At 66.5% G+C, this 18,454-nt stretch carries 19 protein-coding genes and 1 pseudogene; 7 read left to right on the top strand and 13 right to left on the bottom strand.

Translation table 11 applies throughout. From position 1 onward, the window contains the following. Positions 1–11: 11 nt before the first annotated feature. Positions 12–737, bottom strand: coding sequence for a phosphonate utilization associated transcriptional regulator (locus tag ACSHSS_RS22110; protein ID WP_006401773.1), 726 nt, complete (start codon positions 735–737; stop codon positions 12–14). A gap of 136 nt (positions 738–873) precedes the next feature. Further along, complete coding sequence (locus ACSHSS_RS22105; protein WP_212160558.1) at positions 874–2,538, bottom strand: L-lactate permease; 1,665 nt, start codon at positions 2,536–2,538, stop codon at positions 874–876. A gap of 363 nt (positions 2,539–2,901) precedes the next feature. Here ACSHSS_RS22105 and ACSHSS_RS22100 point away from each other — a divergent pair, with 363 nt between their 5' ends. After that, on the top strand, positions 2,902–3,213 hold the full coding sequence (locus ACSHSS_RS22100; protein ID WP_212160557.1) for a DUF4148 domain-containing protein: 312 nt from the start codon (positions 2,902–2,904) through the stop codon (positions 3,211–3,213). Between the two features lie 84 nt (positions 3,214–3,297). Here the strand turns inward: ACSHSS_RS22100 and gshA are convergent, their stop codons facing one another. The 3 genes from gshA to ada all read right to left on the bottom strand — a co-directional run bounded on the left by gshA (position 3,298) and on the right by ada (position 7,270). After that, positions 3,298–4,911, bottom strand: a complete 1,614-nt coding sequence (gene gshA, locus ACSHSS_RS22095) for a glutamate--cysteine ligase (protein WP_035952904.1) — start codon at positions 4,909–4,911, stop codon at positions 3,298–3,300. 293 nt (positions 4,912–5,204) lie between these two features. Continuing rightward, positions 5,205–6,176, bottom strand: a complete 972-nt coding sequence (locus tag ACSHSS_RS22090) for a DNA-3-methyladenine glycosylase family protein (RefSeq protein WP_212160555.1) — start codon at positions 6,174–6,176, stop codon at positions 5,205–5,207. After that, on the bottom strand, positions 6,173–7,270 hold the full coding sequence (gene ada, locus ACSHSS_RS22085; RefSeq protein WP_054317179.1) for a bifunctional DNA-binding transcriptional regulator/O6-methylguanine-DNA methyltransferase Ada: 1,098 nt from the start codon (positions 7,268–7,270) through the stop codon (positions 6,173–6,175). Before ada ends, ACSHSS_RS22090 begins: the two co-directional genes overlap by 4 nt. Positions 7,271–7,648: 378 nt before the next feature. Between ada and ACSHSS_RS22080 the strand changes: the two genes are divergently transcribed. Continuing rightward, on the top strand, positions 7,649–8,062 hold the full coding sequence (locus tag ACSHSS_RS22080) for a VOC family protein (protein WP_212160553.1): 414 nt from the start codon (positions 7,649–7,651) through the stop codon (positions 8,060–8,062). 24 nt (positions 8,063–8,086) lie between these two features. On the opposite strand, the gene ACSHSS_RS22075 is transcribed toward ACSHSS_RS22080, so the two are convergent. The 3 genes from ACSHSS_RS22075 to speG all read right to left on the bottom strand — a co-directional run bounded on the left by ACSHSS_RS22075 (position 8,087) and on the right by speG (position 10,175). Further along, positions 8,087–8,641, bottom strand: a complete 555-nt coding sequence (locus ACSHSS_RS22075) for a YaeQ family protein (RefSeq protein WP_006401764.1) — start codon at positions 8,639–8,641, stop codon at positions 8,087–8,089. A gap of 190 nt (positions 8,642–8,831) precedes the next feature. Beyond that, complete coding sequence (gene sap1, locus ACSHSS_RS22070; RefSeq protein ID WP_006401763.1) at positions 8,832–9,179, bottom strand: surface attachment protein Sap1; 348 nt, start codon at positions 9,177–9,179, stop codon at positions 8,832–8,834. A gap of 453 nt (positions 9,180–9,632) precedes the next feature. After that, the gene (speG, locus tag ACSHSS_RS22065; protein ID WP_012214382.1) at positions 9,633–10,175 is read right to left on the bottom strand and encodes a spermidine N1-acetyltransferase; all 543 of its coding nucleotides are present in this window, start codon (positions 10,173–10,175) and stop codon (positions 9,633–9,635) included. Between the two features lie 150 nt (positions 10,176–10,325). Here speG and ACSHSS_RS22060 point away from each other — a divergent pair, with 150 nt between their 5' ends. Then, positions 10,326–10,496 (top strand): hypothetical protein, encoded by a 171-nt coding sequence (locus ACSHSS_RS22060; RefSeq protein WP_006401761.1) that lies wholly within the window; start codon positions 10,326–10,328, stop codon positions 10,494–10,496. A gap of 77 nt (positions 10,497–10,573) precedes the next feature. Next, positions 10,574–10,822 (top strand): DUF2795 domain-containing protein, encoded by a 249-nt coding sequence (locus tag ACSHSS_RS22055; protein ID WP_006407251.1) that lies wholly within the window; start codon positions 10,574–10,576, stop codon positions 10,820–10,822. 436 nt (positions 10,823–11,258) lie between these two features. On the opposite strand, the gene mnmE is transcribed toward ACSHSS_RS22055, so the two are convergent. Beyond that, a complete protein-coding gene (mnmE, locus tag ACSHSS_RS22050) occupies positions 11,259–12,653 on the bottom strand; it encodes a tRNA uridine-5-carboxymethylaminomethyl(34) synthesis GTPase MnmE (protein WP_060098382.1) in 1,395 nt (464 codons plus the stop codon). A gap of 334 nt (positions 12,654–12,987) precedes the next feature. Here mnmE and ACSHSS_RS22045 point away from each other — a divergent pair, with 334 nt between their 5' ends. Then, positions 12,988–13,422: a transcriptional regulator gene (locus ACSHSS_RS22045; protein WP_212160689.1), complete on the top strand. Its 435-nt coding sequence runs from the start codon at positions 12,988–12,990 to the stop codon at positions 13,420–13,422. A gap of 102 nt (positions 13,423–13,524) precedes the next feature. Here ACSHSS_RS22045 and yidC read toward each other — a convergent pair whose 3' ends face one another. The 4 genes from yidC to rpmH all read right to left on the bottom strand — a co-directional run bounded on the left by yidC (position 13,525) and on the right by rpmH (position 16,149). Continuing rightward, a complete protein-coding gene (yidC, locus tag ACSHSS_RS22040; RefSeq protein ID WP_060111388.1) occupies positions 13,525–15,186 on the bottom strand; it encodes a membrane protein insertase YidC in 1,662 nt (553 codons plus the stop codon). An 8-nt stretch (positions 15,187–15,194) separates the two neighbouring features. Beyond that, the gene (yidD, locus tag ACSHSS_RS22035; RefSeq protein WP_006401754.1) at positions 15,195–15,461 is read right to left on the bottom strand and encodes a membrane protein insertion efficiency factor YidD; all 267 of its coding nucleotides are present in this window, start codon (positions 15,459–15,461) and stop codon (positions 15,195–15,197) included. Between the two features lie 76 nt (positions 15,462–15,537). Further along, positions 15,538–15,999 carry a ribonuclease P protein component gene (rnpA, locus tag ACSHSS_RS22030; protein ID WP_012214387.1) on the bottom strand — a complete coding sequence of 154 codons (462 nt, stop codon included), beginning with the start codon at positions 15,997–15,999 and terminating at the stop codon, positions 15,538–15,540. 15 nt (positions 16,000–16,014) lie between these two features. Next, the gene (rpmH, locus tag ACSHSS_RS22025; RefSeq protein WP_004198824.1) at positions 16,015–16,149 is read right to left on the bottom strand and encodes a 50S ribosomal protein L34; all 135 of its coding nucleotides are present in this window, start codon (positions 16,147–16,149) and stop codon (positions 16,015–16,017) included. 418 nt (positions 16,150–16,567) lie between these two features. On the opposite strand from rpmH, the gene dnaA reads away from it, so the two are divergent. Next, positions 16,568–18,142 (top strand): chromosomal replication initiator protein DnaA, encoded by a 1,575-nt coding sequence (gene dnaA / locus ACSHSS_RS22020; protein ID WP_212160551.1) that lies wholly within the window; start codon positions 16,568–16,570, stop codon positions 18,140–18,142. Positions 18,143–18,310: 168 nt separating this feature from the next. Continuing rightward, a pseudogene (locus ACSHSS_RS22015) lies at positions 18,311–18,454 on the top strand (DNA polymerase III subunit beta); the annotation flags it as partial.

Below are 18,454 nucleotides of genomic sequence, written 5' to 3'. Positions count from 1 at the left end.
CGTGCCGCGCGCTACGCGCGCGCCTTCTCGCGCGCCGCCTTGCCGGCCGCCGGCAAACCCTGCTCGTGCGTGCGCCGCATCCGCGCCAGACCGTGCGCGACGTGCTCGCGCACGAGCGCGACGGCCTTGTCCTCGTCGCCGTCGGCGAGCGCCTGCACGATCTTGTCGTGCTCGGCCGCCGACACCGCGATCGCATCCTCTTCCGCCTCGATCGCCGCCTGGCGCAGCAGGCCGAGCTGGCGGACGAGCCGGCGATACGTATCGGTGAGATGCGTATTGCCGACGCCGACCACCATCGCATCGTGGAACTGCACGTTGAGCTCGGTGTAGCGCGTGACGTCGTGCGTCTTCGCGGCCTCCTTCATCGACTTGACGATGCCCTTCAGGATCTTCAGCGTGTCGGGCGACATGCGCTTCGCGAGCGCGCGCGCGACCGATTCGTCGAGCATTGCGCGCACTTCGTAGATTTCCTCGGCCTCGCGCAGCGGCACGACGCGCACGGTCACGCCGCGGTTCTTCTCGTTGCGCAGCAGCCCGGCCTGCTCGAGCGCACGGAACGCTTCGCGCACCGGCCCGCGCGAGACGTTCAGCTTCGTCGCGATCTCGACTTCGTTCAGCTTCTCGCCCGGTGCGTACTCGCCGGATACGATCGCGCGCTCGAGCATGTCCTGGACGATCATCGCGAGCGACTGGCTTTGCAGGAGTTCGATGGCGTTCAGCGCGTTCGGGGCAGTCATGGTCGGGCAGGCAGCAAGGCTGCGGCAGGAAACAGGGGCGCCATATCGGCGAATGATCCCTGTATACCCTTAGCCCGACACATTGTCAACAGTTTTCAGTTTCCAAAAAGCTTGCACCGCCGCGGCGGAGCAGCGCTCACTTCGGCAGCGCCGGAATCATCCAGGTGAGCACGTGCTGCTGCAGGAACACGAGCACGCCGAGCAGCAGCGTCAGCACGACGCTGTGCCAGAACGTGCGCGCGAAGACGATCCCTTCGCGCCCTTTCAGATCGGTCGTCGACACGCCCGTCGCGATATTCTGCGGTGAAATCATCTTGCCCATCACGCCGCCCGACGAGTTGGTCGCGGCCATCAGCACGGGATCGAGGCCGAGCTGCCGCGCGGCGACGACCTGCAGATTGCCGAACAGCGCATTGCCCGACGTATCGCTGCCCGACAGGAACACCGCGATCCAGCCGAGCGACGCCGATACGAGCGGGAACAGCGCGCCCGTCGATGCGACGCCGGTACCGAGCGTATAGCTGATGCCCGAGTAGTTGAGCAGGTACGCGAGCCCGACGATCATCATCACCGTGACGATCGCGATCCACGTCTGCCGCCACGTTTTCACCACGCACTCGAAGAACGCGCCGACGCTCGTGCGCGTGAGCGCAGCCGTGATGATCGCCGACACGAGGATCGCGGTGCCCGTGCCGAGCGGCTGGAAGTCCCAGATCGCCGCATACGGCTTCTGGTACAGCGACACGAACACCGCATTGTGCAGCCCCGGCCACTTGATCTTCACGTCGCCGATCGCCGCGATGTTCGCATGCACCCACACGATCACGACGACCGACACGACGATCCACGGCAGCCAGCCGCCGAATCCGGCGCGCATCCCGCTGCCGCCCGTGACCATGCCGGTGGCCGTGCCCGCGCCCGCGCCGCGCGCGAGCGAGAACTGCGGATCGGGCCGCGGCTTCCACATCTGCAGGAAGCCGATCGTGACGATCAGCGACGTGAGCGACGACAGTACGTCCGTCAGCTGATAGCCGAGATAGTTCGACGTGACGAACTGCGCGAGCGCGAAGCTGCCGCCCGATACGAGCAGCGCAGGCCACAGCCGCGCGATCGAACGCATGCCGCCGTATGCGCCGACCACGTAGAACGGCAGCAGCAGCGCGAAGAACGGCAGCTGGCGGCCGACCATCGCGGCGAGCGTCGTCGGCGGCAGCGACGTAACTGCGCCGAGCACCGTGATCGGCACGCCGAGCGCGCCGAACGCGACCGGCGCGGTATTGAACAGCAGCGTATAGGTCAGCGCTTCGAGCGCGGGAAAGCCGAGCGCGATCAGCAGCGCGCTCGTGATCGCGACCGGCGTGCCGAACCCCGAGATCCCTTCGAGCAGACAGCCGAACGAGAACGCGACGACCAGCAGCACGAGGCGGCGGTCGTCGGGCAGATTGTCGAGCATCCATTGCCGGAACTGGTCGAAGCGGCCCGACTTCACCGCGATGTTGTACAGCAGCAGCGCGTTGAAGACGATCCACATCACGGGCACGACGGCGAGCGCCATCCCGGCGCCGACCGCATTGAACGCGAGACCGGCCGGCATCCCCCACGCACCGATCGCGACCGCGAGACCTGCGACGAGCCCGGCGAGCGACGCCTGCCATGCAGGGCGGCGCAGCACGCCGAGCGCGATCAGCGCGACGGCGATCGGAATCACGGCGACGAGGAACGAGAGCAGCAGCGAGCCGGCGACGGGCGTCAGCGGCTGCGCGAAGACGATGCCGGGCGGTAGAGCGACTGTGGGATTCATCGTGTCTCCTCTGGATGGACGACGAGCCGATCGGCCGCTTGCGCATGCAAGGGCCTGCGTCGCCAACCGATCGGTCGCTTAAAAGAGGTTAGGAGCCACGTGCCGCTTGTACAAGGGAGGGCAAGCCCGAGGCCGGCCGCTGCGCGCGGCCGTTCGCCGACGCGCAGCGGGCAGCGCGCTGACAGGCACGACAGCTACGCGCGCGCCGCGCCGCGCCGCGCCGCCGCAATGTTGCGTGTCGAACAAAGGTGCCTGTCTGCGAGCGGGATGTTTCGTTGGGCATCCGAAGCCTAGACTCGCTGCATCGAATCCGGCCGCGCCGCCGACGGCGCCGCGCCGGCATGTCATGGAGCGAAACACGATATGAACACGTTGAAACAGGCCGTATGCGCTGCGCTGCTGATCGGCTCGGCGTGCGCCGCGCACGGGCAGACCGCATCGCGGCCGCTGACGCGCGCCGAGGTTCGTCAGGAACTCGCCGAACTGCAGGCGGTTGGCTATCGCGCGAGCCTCGCGAGCAGCCCGAACTTTCCGGACGAGATGCAGACGATCATGCGGCGCGCGGCCGCTGCGCGCGAACGCGCCGGATACGGCGACACCGGCCGTGCGAATGTCGAATCGGGCAAGCCGGCGCTGCCGCGCGCGGCCGATCGCGAGACGTATGCGCACCATTGATGGCGCGCCGCACGTGCTGAGGCGCTCGCAGCAAGATCGCCCGACGGGCGCCGACGTGCGCGGCGCAGTGCGCCGCGACGCAGGTCAGACGCTGAAGCGGTTCAGCGTATACGCGCGATAGGCCGCGACGAACGCGTCGAACGATCCGGCCTCCTTCGCTTCCAGCTCCGCCTGCTCGGCGAGCGACTGCTCGGCCAGTGCGGTCGACGCGCGCATCGCGTCCGCCGACGGCCGATGCGCACGGTAGTACGCGGCATGCGCTTCGCTCTGCGCGCGCGCGAACGCGAGGAACGACTGCCCATTCTCGCGCATCGTGCGCAGCACGCGCGCCGACGGCGTGCGTTCCGGATCGGCGAGTTTCTCGCGCTGCGCGGCGATCGCGCGCGCATGCGCATCATCGCCGCGAATCTCGTCGAGACGGCGGCCGATCGTTTCGATGTCGGCCATCAGCGCATCGGCCCACGCGCGCATCGCGATCGGCTCGCCGTCGCGCGTCAGCATCAGTCCCGGCTTGCGCCCTTCCATCGTCACGCTCGCGAAGTTCGCATTTGCTTCCTTGTACGCGTCGCAGTCGAGCGCGGGGCTCGCGTCGAGCGCGCATGCGAGCAGGAACGCGTCGAGAAAGCGCGCGGTGTCGATCGCGATGCCGGTCGGCTCGAACGGATCGATGTCGAGGCAGCGCACTTCGATGTACTGCACGCCGCGCGACGCGAGCGCATGCAGCGGACGCTCGCCCGAATACGTGACGCGCTTCGGCCGGATCGTCGAGTAAAACTCGTTCTCGATCTGCAGCACGTTCGTGTTGATCTGGATCCACTCGCCGTCGCGATGCGTGCCGATCGCCTCGTACGGCGGATACGGCTCGCTCACGGCCTTCGACAGCGCGTCGAGATAGCCGGGCAGCGTGTTGTAGTCGACGTGCAGCGCAGCCTGTGCGGTCGTGTTCGAGTAGCCGAGATCGCTCATGCGCAGGCTCGTCGCATACGGGCGGTACAGCGTATCGGCGTCGAACGCTTCGAGCGTGTTCGGCTTGCCGCGCAGGAACCTCGTGTCGAGCGCGGGCGATGCGCCGAACAGATACATCAGCAGCCAGCTGCGGCGCCGGAAGTTGCGGATCAGCGCGAGATAGCGCTCGGACTGATAGTCGACGAGCGTCGCGGTCGATCCTTCGTCCGCATGCAGCCGCCGCCACACTTCCTCGTGCAGCGAGTAGTTGTAGTGGATGCCCGCGATGCACTGCATCGTGCGGCCGTAGCGATACGCGAGGCCGCGGCGATACACCGTCTTCAGGCGACCGATGTTCGACGTGCCGTAGTTTGCGATCGGGATCTCGTCGTCGGCCGGCAGCAGGCCGGGCATCGAGTTGTTCCACAACAGCTCGTCGCCGAGCGACGCGTACACGTAGCGATGCAGTTCGTCGAGGCGTTCGAGCGTCAGCGCGGCGTCTCCTTCCGCGGGTGTGATCAGCTCGAGCAGCGCTTCGGAATAATCGGTCGTCAACGACGGATGCGTGAGTGCCGAACCGAGCGCGCGCGGATGCGGCGTGAACGCGATCATCCCGTCGCGCGTCACGCGCAGGCTTTCCTTTTCGATGCCGCGCAGGCCGTCGGGCAGATGCTGCCGCGTCGGGCCCGTGCTCAGCGCATCGAGGCGATTCAGCAGCAGTTCGGACTGGCGGTGAGTCATGGTGTTCGACATGGATGCGCAAGTGCGGGACGGCCGCAGGACGATGCCGCGCGGCCGGCTGGATTATTGGTCGCTTCGTTGGTAGCGGGCACTTTAACATCTCGCCGAAAGCCGCGCTTGAGGTGCGCCGGCACGCGTGCGGGCGCGAAATCGACGGTCGGGCCGCGCGGCGTGCGACGTTGCGCCGACGCTGTGTCGACGTTGTGAAGCACGCAGCGAGGCGCCTGCGCAGGCGGTTGCGGATTCGTCCGACGGAACGCGGCGCGCGGCCATCCTGCGCAGCGCCGGTTTCGATGCAACAGCGGCTAGCCGCCGCGCGCGGCGCCCATCCGGTCCGCGACCTCGTTCCACAGATGCAGCGCCGCGTACGCGCGCCACGGCCGCCAGCCCTCGGTGCGCTGCTTCTGGCGCGCGAGCCGGTCGAGCGACGGATCGCGCGCGGCGATCGACTGCATCAGCACCAGATCGGACGCGGGCCATGCGTCCGGATCGCGCCATGCGCGCATCGCGATGTATTCGACCGTCCACGGGCCGATGCCGGGCAGTTCGAGCCACGCGGCGCGCAGCGTCGCGAGATCGGCCTGCGCGGTGTCGACCGGCACGTCGCCGGCCGCGACCGCGCGCGCCATCCCGGTCAGCGCGGCCACGCGCTTGCCCGGCATGCCGATCTTCGCGAGATCGCACGCGGCGAGCGCGTCCGGCGTCGGAAAGCGCCAGGCGGGCGCGCCATCGGCCGCATCGGCATCGTCGTGCAGTACGCGTTCGCCCGCACGTTCGACGAGCCGCCCGACGATCGTCGTCGCGGCCTTCACGCTGACCTGCTGGCCGACGATCGCCCGCACCGCCAGCTCGAAACCCGACCACGCGCCCGGCACGCGCAGCCCCGGCGCGGCCGCCACGAGCGGCGCGAACCACGGGTCGCGCGCGAGCCCGCTGCCGATCGCGGCCGGGTCCGCGCCGAGATCGAACATCGACGCGACACGTGCGGCGAATGCATCGTCGACGTGGCGCGCCGCCGCGCCTTCGACGGTCGCGATCAGACAATGCCGACGCGGATGCCGCGTCACGGTGAGGCGGCCCGGTTCGCCGTGCAGATCGACGATGCGTCGATAGACGCCGTGCGCGACCTGCTCGACGCCGGGGATCGCGCGGCCGCTGAAAAAGCGCAGCACGCGCGGCCAGTCGTACGGCGCCTTGAAGCGCAGTTCCAGTTGCGCGGACGGCGGCACGTGGCCGCCGTCCGCTATCGATGCGATCGTTGCGATTTCGATGCTCAAGCTGTGCTGTCCTCCTCGATGGCGGCCGTGGCCGGTTCGTCGTCGCGTGCGCGGCGCGCTTCGGATGCGAGCAGCGTCGCCTTGCGGCGCACGCCCCACCGATAGCCGGCGAGCGCGCCGCCCTTTTGCACGACACGATGACACGGAATCGCGAGTGCGACCGGATTCGACGCGCACGCGGACGCCACCGCGCGCACCGCGCCCGGTGCGCCGAGCGCCGCGGCGATCTCCGAATAGCTGCGCGTCTCGCCGTACGGAATATGCGTGAGCGCTTCCCAGACGCGCTGCTGGAACGCCGTCGGCGCGATGTCGAGCGGCAAGTCGAAGGTGTGCCGCGTGCCGTCCAGATAGGCGCCGATCTGCGCAATGAACGGTGCGAGCCGCGCCGGCGATTCGACGAGCTCGGCACGCGCGAAGCTCGCCTTCAGTTCGTGCACGAGCGCAGCCGGTTCGTCGCCGAACGCGATCCGGCAAATGCCTTTGTCGGTCGCGGCGACGAGCACCGTGCCGAGCGACGTCGGCGCGGTCGCATAGTCGATCCGCAGCCCCGCGCCTTGCCGGCGAAACGCGGACGGCGCCATCCCGAGCTCGCGCGGCACCGACGCGTAGAGCCGCGACGGCGAATTGAAACCGGCGTCGACCGCGGCGCGCGTGACGGGCTGCCCGCGCTGCAACGCCTGGCGCAGCGCGGCGCCGCGCTGTGCGGCCTGGTATTGCCGGGGCGACACGCCGACCACGCGCTTGAACAGCCGCTGAAGATGAAACGGGCTCACATGCACGGCGTCGCTCAGTTGCTGCAGCGTCAGCCGCTCCGAGTGGGCATCGAGCACCGCGCAGGCGCGATTGACGATCTCGAGCTCGCGCGGCAGCCCTTCCGGCTGGCAGCGTTTGCAGGGCCGGAAGCCTGCCGCCCGGGCGGCGGCCGGATCGTCGAAGAACGCCACGTGCTCGCGGCGCGGCAGCCGCGACGCGCAGCTCGGACGGCAGAACACGCCCGTCGTGCGGACTGCGTAGAAAAACGCGCCGTCCGCGTGCGGATCGCGGGCGGTCACGGCGCCCCAGCGGGCATCGTCGGTCGGATAGGCGGTTTTCATCGTAACCTCGCACTCTCGAGTGTAGACGGTGCCTACTTTAGGCGCCGGTACGACCGGTCGCGCGCCGAATCTTGCGCTGTCATCCGCAGCGCAAATCGGGGCCGCAAGCGACGCCGCCTGTCATCGCGACGTCACAATTTTGCTGCACTGCGGGTGCGACAAAACGCCGTCCTGACGTTTTTTTACACACGCGATATTGCATCGCACCATTCGTATGTGTATAGTGGTTCCTGTCTCCTCCATGTCTCCTCCTGATATGGATTAAGCCCGTTCCGCGTGAACGGGCTTTTTTTTGCCCGTCGATTGTGCCGTGTTCCGGCCGATGCGCGTGCGTGGTCTACACTCGATGAACCCTGCCTGGCGAAGGAGCGTTCGTCCATGAAACCGACCCTGCGCGGCATCGACCACGTCGTGCTGCGCGTCACCGACATGGCCGCGATGACGCGCTTTTACTGCGATGCCGTCGGCTGTCACGTCGAGAAAGAGCAGCCCGATCTGGGCCTCGTGCAACTGCGCGCCGGCGACGCGCTGATCGACCTGCTCGCCGTCGGCAGCAAGATCGACCGCGCGGACAGCGGGCCGCCCGGCGCCGGGCGCAACGTCGATCACGTGTGCCTGCGCGTCGAACCGTTCGACCCCGACGCGCTGATCGCGCACTTCGCCCTTTTCGGTGCGCGCCCCGGCGAGCCGATCGAGCGCTACGGCGCCGGCGGCTACGGGCCGTCGATCTACCTGTTCGATCCCGAAGGGAACATGCTGGAGTTCAAGGGGCCGCCTGCGGTCGTCGGCTGAGCGTGCGGCCTGCGGATGGCGCGCTCACGCGTCGGCGCGCGCCTTCAGCGTCGTCCATTCGACCGCGACCGGATCGTGATCGGCGCTCGAGATCCACGCGGCGCCGTCCTGCACCGTGCACTGCAGGCGCATCGTGCGCTCGGCGAGGCGGCCGAGCGCGGCCGCGACGCCGTCCGCGAGCGACAGCACCTGCACGTTGCGCAGTCGTTCGACCTTGCTGCGCACACCCTGCCACCAGATATCCGAGGTCTTCCCGCCGTACGCGATCACCGTGACCTGTGCGGCACGGCCCGCTGCCTTCGAGATGCGCCGCTCGTCGGGCTGGCCGACCTCGATCCATGCGTCGATCGCGCCGGTCAGATCCTTCTGCCACAGATCGGGCTCGTCGGTGTCCGACAATCCCTTGCCGAACTCGAGACGCTCGTGCGCGAGCAGCGCGAATGCGGCAATCCGCACCATCATCCGCTCGTCGGTCTCGGACGGATGACGCGCGACCGTCAACGCATGATCGGCGTAGTAATGCCGATCCATGTCGGCGATTTGCAGTTCGGCTTTGTAGATCGTGGATTTCAGCGCCATGCGGATGGGGCCCGGGCGGGCATTCGGTTCGGTCGGGCCGTGATGATACCGAATGCGTGCGGCCGCGCGTGTCGCCGCATGCTCACAGCACAACGGCCCGGCATTGCCGGGCCGCGTCCGATCCGCGCCGCCGGCTCGCCGAGCCGGCGCACGCGGCGCCTGCCGCGTCGCGTCGTCGTGCGACTGCGCGTTACTGCTTGATGAAGCGCGCGTCCGTCCAGAGACCTTGCTGGTCGCTGTTGTCCGCGCTGACGAACTGCACGTCGCCGTGCTCGACCGACACCACGCGGAAACGCTGGCCTTCCGGTACCGACAGGCAACGGAAGTCGTCGAAGTACTGCTGCTTCGCCTGCGCCTTGCCGTCGCGCTCGTGACTCAGTACGGAATCCAGATTGTCTTTCGACAGGCAGCCCCAGGCATTCTTCGTCAACTGGATTTCCTGCTTCGGCTGAACGGCTACATCGCCGCCCGCCTGGGCAATCGACACCATCGCACATGCGCCGACGAGGGCAAGAAAGACACCGGTACGCTTCATCATGTTTTGTCTCCAGGCTTGCGGGCACCAGGCTGGGGTTAGCTATGCGTTTAAAGGTGATCGTGAACCCGCGTTTTTCACTTTAGAAGACCGGCAAACGATAGCAAGCACATTTGTTGTGCGATCGCAATAGCGGCGAATTGTCGCACCCTGCGCGCGGGCGTTTTTTGACGTGTGAAATGCGCGGCGCGTTTCGGTTACAGGGCGGCCGGATTGATGGCGACAGTTCGCAAAGCGTTACGGGACAAGGCTTTCAACGCCGTTACAGCGCACTGCATGAACGGTTTGGATAATCCATTTCGATGTCCCGACCATTTTGATGCAACGCACATAAAGTCGCGCGGCGCGCTGCCCGATTATTGCGCTGCGCTATCCGAATTACATCATTCAAGAAAAATGCCAGAAATAAGCCGATCCGTATTTATCCGGATCGGCCCGGCATTCGGCGCGGTTCGATTACGCCGCTTGCTGCTTGGCAAAATAGTCGCGCTGGAAGATGCACATCCGGTACGCGTTGTGATACGTCCCGTTGCCGAAGAATTCTTCCTTCAATTCGGCCTCGTGCTGGAAACCGCACTTTTCGTAGATGTGAATCGCCGCCGCATTCGACGTATCGACGATCAGGTACAGCTTGCGCAGGTTCAGCACCTTGAACGCGTACTCGATCGCGAGCCGCGTTGCCTGCCCCGCATAACCGCGCCCCTGACATTGCGGTGCGATGATGATCTGGAACTCGCCGCGGCGATGGATGTAGTCGAGCTCGATCAGCTCGACGAGACCGACCAGTTCGCCCTGCGTGTCGACCGCGACGAAGCGGCGTTCGCGCTGATCGTGCACGTGGCGGTCGTACAGCTGCGACAGCTCGGCGAACGTTTCGTACGGTTCCTCGAACCAGTAGCGCATGATCTTCGCGTCGTTGTTCAGCTCGTGAACGAAGCGCAGGTCCTGACGCTCCAGCGGGCGCAGCGCCAGCGTATGGGTCTCGTTCTGAAGTTGCATGTTCGCGTCCTTTTTGAGGCCGGCGTGTGCGCCGAACGCCTGCGCCCGCTGTCGCGGCTGCATGCGCGGCGCGTTGTAAGAAGTTGAACGCCGGCGGAGTTCAGAGCCTAGAATGGGAGCAAGGGTTCCTGCCACCGCAAGGAGGCTATCGTGATCGAGCATGTCATTCTCGGCATCTTTCTCGTGCTGCCGCTCGTCATCGTGGCAGCGCTGTTTTCCGACGAACTCTGGCAGGAACATCGCCGCCAGCATCCGCGCGACGAACACGCGCCGCATATCGACTGGAAGCATCCGTGGCGCCGCATGCGTCGCGGCCACTGAATCGCCCGCCGCCCGGCAACGCGCGCGGCCGCGCTGCCGCGCGGCGGCCTCATCTGTCCCGACCGCGAGACTCCGACGTGAACGACAAACTGCCCACTCCCGCCCACGACATTCCGAACGAAGCGATCGATCTGCAAATCGCCGACGTGCTCGCCGCCGTCCGCTACCCGGCGAACAAGGACGCGATCGTGGACGCCGCGCGCGACGCCGGCGCGAGCAACGAAGTGCTGTCGATGCTCGACGGCCTGCCGGAGCAGGACTATCCGGACGTCGATGCCGTCACGCGCTGGGTCGCCGGCAATTTCGGGCCCGGCATCGGTACCTGAGTCGACACGCACCCACGCCGTCGCGCCGCGCGTCCCGCCCGTCCTTTCGGCCCGACCGCTCCGAAACGTCTGCGGTTTCGGCGATTTGTTACGGTCATTCTGACCGGAATAATGCGCCGTTACGCAATGGACGCCGGGGAAACGAATCCTTACAGCCGGTGTTCGGGGCGCTCGCTATGCTGGGTTCCATATCGAATCCAGCGGGTGAACGCGATGAAAAAGACTCTGTTGCTGATTGCCGGTGTAGCCGCGTTGCTGAGCGGCTGCATCGTCGTGCCGGACGGCGGCTATTACGACGGCGGGTATCACCATCATCATCGGCATTGGGACTGATGCCGATGCCGCGCACGCGGGCGCTTCGGCAACGCGATGACGCCCCGCTTGCCGCGCCTCGGCGCGCGGCGTTGAAAGTGAAGTGACGGCGGCGATTGCCGCGTCACTTCCCGATACAGAACCTGCTGAAGATCACGCCCAGCAGATCGTCCGAAGTAAATTCCCCCGTAATCGCATTGAGCTGCTCCTGCGCGAGCCGAAGCTCCTCCGCGAACAGGTCGAGCGACTGCGCACGCTGTTCCGCATGCTCGGCCGCGCGCGCGAGGTGATCCTGCGCGGCGCGCAGCGCAATCAGATGCCGCTCGCGCGCGAGATAGACACCTTCCGCGCCGGCCTGCCAGCCGGCGATGCGCAGCAGCTCCGCACGCAGCAGGTCGATCCCGTCGCCGCGCTTCGCGGACAGATGCACTTCGGTCAGATCGCCTTCCGCGGCCGGATGCGCGACCGATGCCGGCACGCCGGTCAGATCCGTCTTGTTCAGCACGCGCACGACCGGCACGCCGGCCGGGAAGCGCGCGGCGATCGCGTCGTCGTCCGCGGTCATTCCGGTCCGCGAATCGAGCAGATGCAGCACGACGTCCGCGCGCTCGATCTCGCTCCACGTGCGCGCGATCCCGATCCGCTCGACTTCGTCCTCGGTCTCGCGCAGGCCGGCCGTATCGATGATGTGCAGCGGAATGCCTTCGACCTGGATCGTCTGCGCGACCTTGTCGCGCGTCGTGCCGGCGATCGGCGTGACGATCGCGAGCTCCGCGCCGGCCAGCGCGTTCAGCAGCGACGACTTGCCGACGTTCGGCTGCCCCGCGAGCACGACCGACAGCCCTTCGCGCAGCAGCGCGCCCTGCCGCGCATCGCCGAGCACGTGCGCGAGCTGCGCGCGGATCTTCGCGAGCTTGCCGCGCGCGTCGGCCGCTTCGAGAAAGTCGATTTCCTCTTCCGGAAAATCGAGCGTCGCCTCGACCAGCATCCGCAGATTGATCACGTCGTCGACGAGCGCATGAATCTGCCGCGAGAACGCCCCGTCGAGCGAGCGCCCGGCCGAGCGCGCGGCTGCCTCGGTGCTCGCCTCGATCAGATCGGCGACCGCTTCGGCCTGCGCGAGATCGAGTTTGTCGTTCAGAAATGCGCGGCGCGTGAATTCGCCGGGCTCCGCGAGCCGCAGCCCGACCGCGCGACCGACGTCGAGGCAGCGCTGCAGCAGCAGCTGCATCACGATCGGGCCGCCGTGCCCCTGCAGTTCGAGCACGTGCTCGCCCGTATATGAGTGCGGCGCCGGAAAGTACAGCGCGATGCCGCGATCGAGCGGCGCGCCCTGCGCGTCGAGGAACGGCACGTAGCTCGCATGACGCGGCGCGAGCCGCTGGCCGCATAGCGCGTCGATCATCGGCAGCGCCGCCGCCTCGCCGCCGCGCCCGAACGATACGCGGACGACGCCGATGCCGCCCCGACCGGCAGCGGTGGCAATGGCGACGATCGGATCGGAATCGGTAGCGAGCATGGGGATCGGAGGCGGTAATCAGGCAGTCAGTGGTGCGCCCGCGCAACAGATCGGGCAAACGAACGCCGGCATTGTAGCGCGCCCGCACCTGCACGGCCGGCGCACGCTGTCCGTTTCAGACAGTATCGAATTTATCCCGGCGGGGATAAGCCGTGTCCCAGTCCCGTACACTGTCGCGCGTCGCGCTTCGGACCGGTATGCCGTCCGGCGCGCATTCGCGCCCGGTCGTTTCGTTCCGCACCCGCCGGTCGACAGGTTGGGATTCGTCTGCATAGGATATGTTTATCCCGTACGGTTGTCTGAAACGGGTCGGCGGAATTGCACAATCCCGTCCATGCCGACACCCGAAGAAAAAGCGGCGTTCTCGGAACGCCTGAAATTCGCCTTGCGGCGCAGCCCGGAAAAGATCGCCGGTGCGACGGAGCTTGCGAACCGCTTCAATCTACGCCATCGCGGAACGCATCCGGTTTCGCCGCAGACCGCGCACAAATGGCTGACGGGCCGCACCATTCCGACGCCCGACAAACTCGAAACGCTCGCCGAGTGGTTGCGCGTCGAGTTGCACTGGCTGCACTACGGCCCGTCGCCGAGCGCGGCCGATCATACGACGCCGCAACCGCTGCCGCGCGACGAGCGTTATCCGCCGACACCGGAGACGATCGAGCTCGCATCGAAGATCGAAGCGCTGTCGCCGCATCAGCGTTATCTGGTGCAGGAACTCGTCGAACAGTTCTACGGCGAACCGAAGGGCGACGCGAAGAAACCGTGACCGGCGCGCGAAGCGCCGCCTGAAAGCAAAAAGCCGCATGGCGGAACCATGCGGCTTTTTCGCATGCGCGGCGCGCGGGCAGATCGCGCGCGCGCCGTTGCGTCATGCGGGCTTCTTCTTGACGCCGCCGAGCTTGCGCGTGATGTAGTACTGCTGCGCGATCGACAGCACGTTGTTCACGACGTAGTACAGCACGAGGCCGGCCGGGAAGAAGAAGAACATCACCGAGAACGCGATCGGCATGAACTTCATCATCTTGGCCTGGACCGGATCCGGCGGCGTCGGGTTCAGGCTCGTCTGCACGTACATCGAGACGGCCATCAGCACCGGCAGGATGAAGTACGGATCGCGCTGCGACAGATCGTGAATCCAGAGAATCCACGGCGCGCCGCGCATTTCGACCGACGCGAGCAGCACCCAGTACAGCGAGATGAACACCGGGATCTGGATCACGACCGGCAGACAGCCGCCGAACGGATTGACCTTCTCGGTCTTGTACAGCTCCATCAGCGCCGCGTTCATCTTCTGCGGATCGTTCTTGAAGCGTTCGCGCAGCGCCTGCATCCGCGGCGTGATTTCCTTCATGCGCGCCATCGACTTGTAGCTCGCGGCCGACAGCGGGAAGAACACGGCCTTGATCAGCAGCGTGAGCAGCACGATCGCCCAGCCCCAGTTGCCGACGTAGCTGTGGATCTTCTCGAGCAGCCAGAACAGCGGCTTCGCGATGATCGTCACCCAGCCGTAGTCCTTCACGAGTTCGAGGCCCGGCGCGATGCCTTCGAGCATGCGCTCTTCTTCCGGACCGGCGAACAGGCGCGCCTGCACGTCGGCCGACTGGCCCGGCGCGATCGTGGCGATCGGCTGCTCCACGCCGATGCGATAGAGCGACCCGTCAAACTTCTTCGCGTAGATGTCGCGCTTCGCGCCTTGCTGCGGAATCCACGCCGACGCGAAGTAGTGCTGCACCATCGCGATCCAGCCATTGTCGGCAGAAGTCTCGAAGTTCGCCTTGTTCTTGTCGAGATCGCTGAAGTCGATCTTCTGAAAGTGCTTCGCATCCGTATAGACCGCCGGCCCGAGGAACGTATGCGAGAACATCGGCGTTTCGACCGGCGTGTTGTCGCGGACGAGCTCCATATAGAGCTTCGGCGTCACGGGCGCCGTACCGACGTTGTCGATCTTGGTGTCGACGCCGATCACGTAGCTGCCGCGTGTGAACGTGTAGGTCTTGATCACCTTCACACCGCCCTTCACCGGCGATTCGAACGACAGCTTCAGTGCGTTCTGGCCGCCCTCGAGCGACGTCGGACCCGCATTGATCTGCGTGTAGACGTCGGTGTGATTCGGGAAATCGCCGCCGACGAGGCCCGTGCGCGCGAGGTACGTGTGGCCGGCCGTGTGGTCGAACAGCGTGATGTACAGATCGGGCTGCTTGCCGTCGCCCTGCTTCTTCAGCGTGAGCTTCGCGAGCGTGCCGCCGCGCGTGTCGATTTCGCCGTCATACACGTCGGTCGAGAACTTCACGAGCTGCGCCTGTGCGGCGGGCGCCGTCGTCGCGGGCGCGGTGCCGGCAGCGGGCGCCGGCACGTTGCCGGCCGTCGTCGTCGCGCCGGTGCCGGACGCGCCGCCGGCAGCCGCGGGGGCCGTCTGCGTGGCGCTCGGGAAGAACATCGACGGGCGTCCATGGGACCGCTGCCAGTTGTCGTACAGCATGACAGCTGACATGAAGAAGATCACCCATAGGACGGTGCGTTTGATATCCATGCGTTGTCTCAGAGTCGATGGGACTGCGCGTCGGCGTCGCCGCGCGCGCGAGTGTCGGAGTTGGGCGGCGGGACGAGGTCGATGCCGCCCGCGGAAAACGGATGGCATCGGCACACGCGCCTGACGGCGAGATACGTGCCGCGCGCGGCGCCATGATACTGGATTGCCTCGCGCGCGTAATCCGAACAGGAAGGATAAAAACGGCAACGGTTGCCGAGCAGCGGACTCACGGCAACCTTGTAGAAGCGCAGCAAGGCGGTCAATACCGTTTTCATACCTGGGGCGACGCCGTTCGGCGCCGCGTCAAAACCGGCCGCGCGGGCGCGAACGCCGCGCTTCGGCACGGATGCGTCACTCGGACGCGGGCTTCGACGCGCGGCGGGCGATTTCCCGGGCCGCTCTGTCGAGCAGCTCGCGGATTTCGGCCGCGCACATCGCCGCGAGCGGAGCGGAAGCCGCGCTCGGCAGCGCTTTCTTGTCGAAGCGCGTGTGCTGCCGCAGCAGCAGGTCGTACCCCGCGAATTCGGCCCGGCGCACGCGAAACGCTTCGCGCGCGAGCCGCTTCACGAGATTGCGCGTCACGGCACGCGGCGCGTACTTCTTGCCGACGACGAGCCCCAGTCGCGCGGGCTGGCCGGTCGGCTTGCCGTAGATCACGAAATGCGCGGAGCGCCGCCACGGGCGCAAACGAAAAACGGATGAAAATTCATCCGTTTTCAGAAGTCGCGCAGCTTTCGGGAAGGCGGCTTTCGTCTGCAACGGATTCGCACCCGGTTCGACGGCACCCTCCGCAGGGCTGCGGACGGCGGACACAGCGCGCAACCCGCCTTAGATGGCGAGGCGCTTGCGGCCCTTCGCGCGGCGAGCGTTGATGACCTTGCGGCCGCCTGCCGTCTTCATGCGGACACGGAAGCCATGGGTGCGCTTGCGGCGCGTCACGGACGGTTGGTAAGTACGTTTCATGATGCTCTCACTTGTTCGAGAATGTCGAAATTCAGGGGACCGCGTGCCCTTACCGGACGCCTTCGGGCGAACGCAATCGCCGGAAATACAGGATTGGTTTTCGCGGAACCCGCTATTTAAACCGTTTTTCTCTTGACGGTCAATACTTTACGGTGCTTGCGCCTGTGCCGGCCCTCGCCGATCCGGCCCCGCGACCCACAATCGCACCCTGTGGATAAGTCCCGCTGTGACCGCGTTTGGCGTTAGAATCTCGCCTTATCTCCAAGAATCCCGCACGCCGCTTCGGCCCGCGCCTGCCTCGCCCCAGACCGTGACGCAGGCGCCCGAAGCACGCTCGCACGCCGCTTCGGGCCTTGTTGCGCGACCGCGACAAGGGCGCCGGCGAGTCGCTGTGCACGCATAAAACGACAGTCATTTGATGAACGATTTCTGGCAACACTGTTCCGCACTGCTGGAGCGCGAATTGACGCCCCAGCAGTACGTGACGTGGATCAAACCCTTGGCCCCGGTGGCCTTCGATGCGTCGGCGAACACGCTGTCCATCGCTGCGCCGAACCGCTTCAAGCTGGACTGGGTCAAGAGCCAGTTTTCGGGTCGGATCGCCGATCTGGCCCGCGATTTCTGGAACGCGCCGATCGAAGTCCAGTTCGTCCTCGATCCGAAGGCCGGCATGCGCAGCCCGGCGGCCGGCGCGGCGCCCGCTGCGCCACGCGCGCCGCTCGCGAGCGGCCCGGCCGCGACGGTGGCCGCGATCGCGGCGAACCTGACCGCGAACCAGTCGGCCACGCCCGCCGCGCCGGCCGACGTGCCGATGACGCCGTCGGCCGCCGCCGCGCATCATCTGAACAACGACGACGCCGACATCGACCTGCCGAGCCTGCCCGCCCACGAGGCAGCGGCCGGCCGCCGCACGTGGCGCCCGGGCCCCGGCGCCGCGCCCGCGGCAGGCGGCGAGGCCGATTCGATGTACGAGCGCTCGAAGCTGAACCCGGTGCTCACGTTCGACAACTTCGTGACCGGCAAGGCGAACCAGCTCGCGCGCGCGGCCGCGATCCAGGTCGCGGACAATCCCGGCATCTCGTACAACCCGCTGTTCCTGTACGGCGGCGTCGGCCTCGGCAAGACGCACCTGATCCACGCGATCGGCAACCAGCTGCTGATCGACAAGCCGGGCGCGCGAATCCGCTACATCCACGCGGAGCAATACGTGTCGGACGTCGTGAAGGCGTACCAGCGCAAGGCGTTCGACGATTTCAAGCGCTACTACCATTCGCTCGACCTGCTGCTGATCGACGACATCCAGTTCTTCTCGGGCAAGTCGCGCACGCAGGAGGAATTCTTCTACGCGTTCGAGGCGCTCGTCGCGAACAAGGCGCAGGTCATCATCACCAGCGATACGTATCCGAAGGAGATTTCGGGAATCGACGATCGCCTGATCTCGCGCTTCGATTCCGGGCTGACCGTCGCGATCGAGCCGCCCGAGCTCGAGATGCGCGTCGCGATCCTGATGCGCAAGGCGCAGTCCGAAGGCGTGAACCTGTCGGAGGACGTCGCGTTCTTCGTCGCGAAGCATCTGCGCTCGAACGTGCGCGAGCTCGAGGGCGCGCTGCGCAAGATCCTCGCGTACTCGAAATTCCACGGCCGCGAGATCTCGATCGAGCTGACCAAGGAAGCGCTGAAGGATCTGCTGACCGTGCAGAACCGGCAGATTTCGGTCGAGAACATCCAGAAGACCGTCGCCGACTTCTACAACATCAAGGTCGCCGACATGTATTCGAAGAAGCGTCCGGCGAACATCGCGCGGCCGCGGCAGATCGCGATGTATCTGGCGAAAGAACTGACGCAGAAGAGCCTGCCCGAGATCGGCGAGCTGTTCGGCGGACGCGATCACACGACCGTGCTGCACGCGGTGCGCAAGATCGCCGACGAACGCAGCAAGGACGCGCAGCTGAACCACGAACTGCACGTGCTGGAGCAGACGCTGAAGGGTTGAGCGCGTCGCGCACTTGAGAATCATGAGTCCGCCCCAATTTAGGAGGGGCGGTTCGGTTTTGAGGCACAATACAGGTTTGACCGCCCCGGCGTCGGCGGGCAATACGTCCGGCCGCGGGGCGCTGCGAGGCTGCCGCGCTGCAGGCCGTCATCTCAACGAAGGAACTCTATGCAACTGGTCAAGACCGAACGAGACACCCTCCTCAGGCCGCTGCAAACGGTCAGCGGCATCGTCGAGCGCCGCCACACGTTGCCGATCCTCGCCAACCTGCTGATCACGAAGAACGGCCCGGACGTTTCTTTCCTGTTTTTT

The organism is Burkholderia sp. BC1 (assembly GCF_052683555.1).
This window is presented reverse-complemented; position numbering and strand designations above follow the sequence as displayed.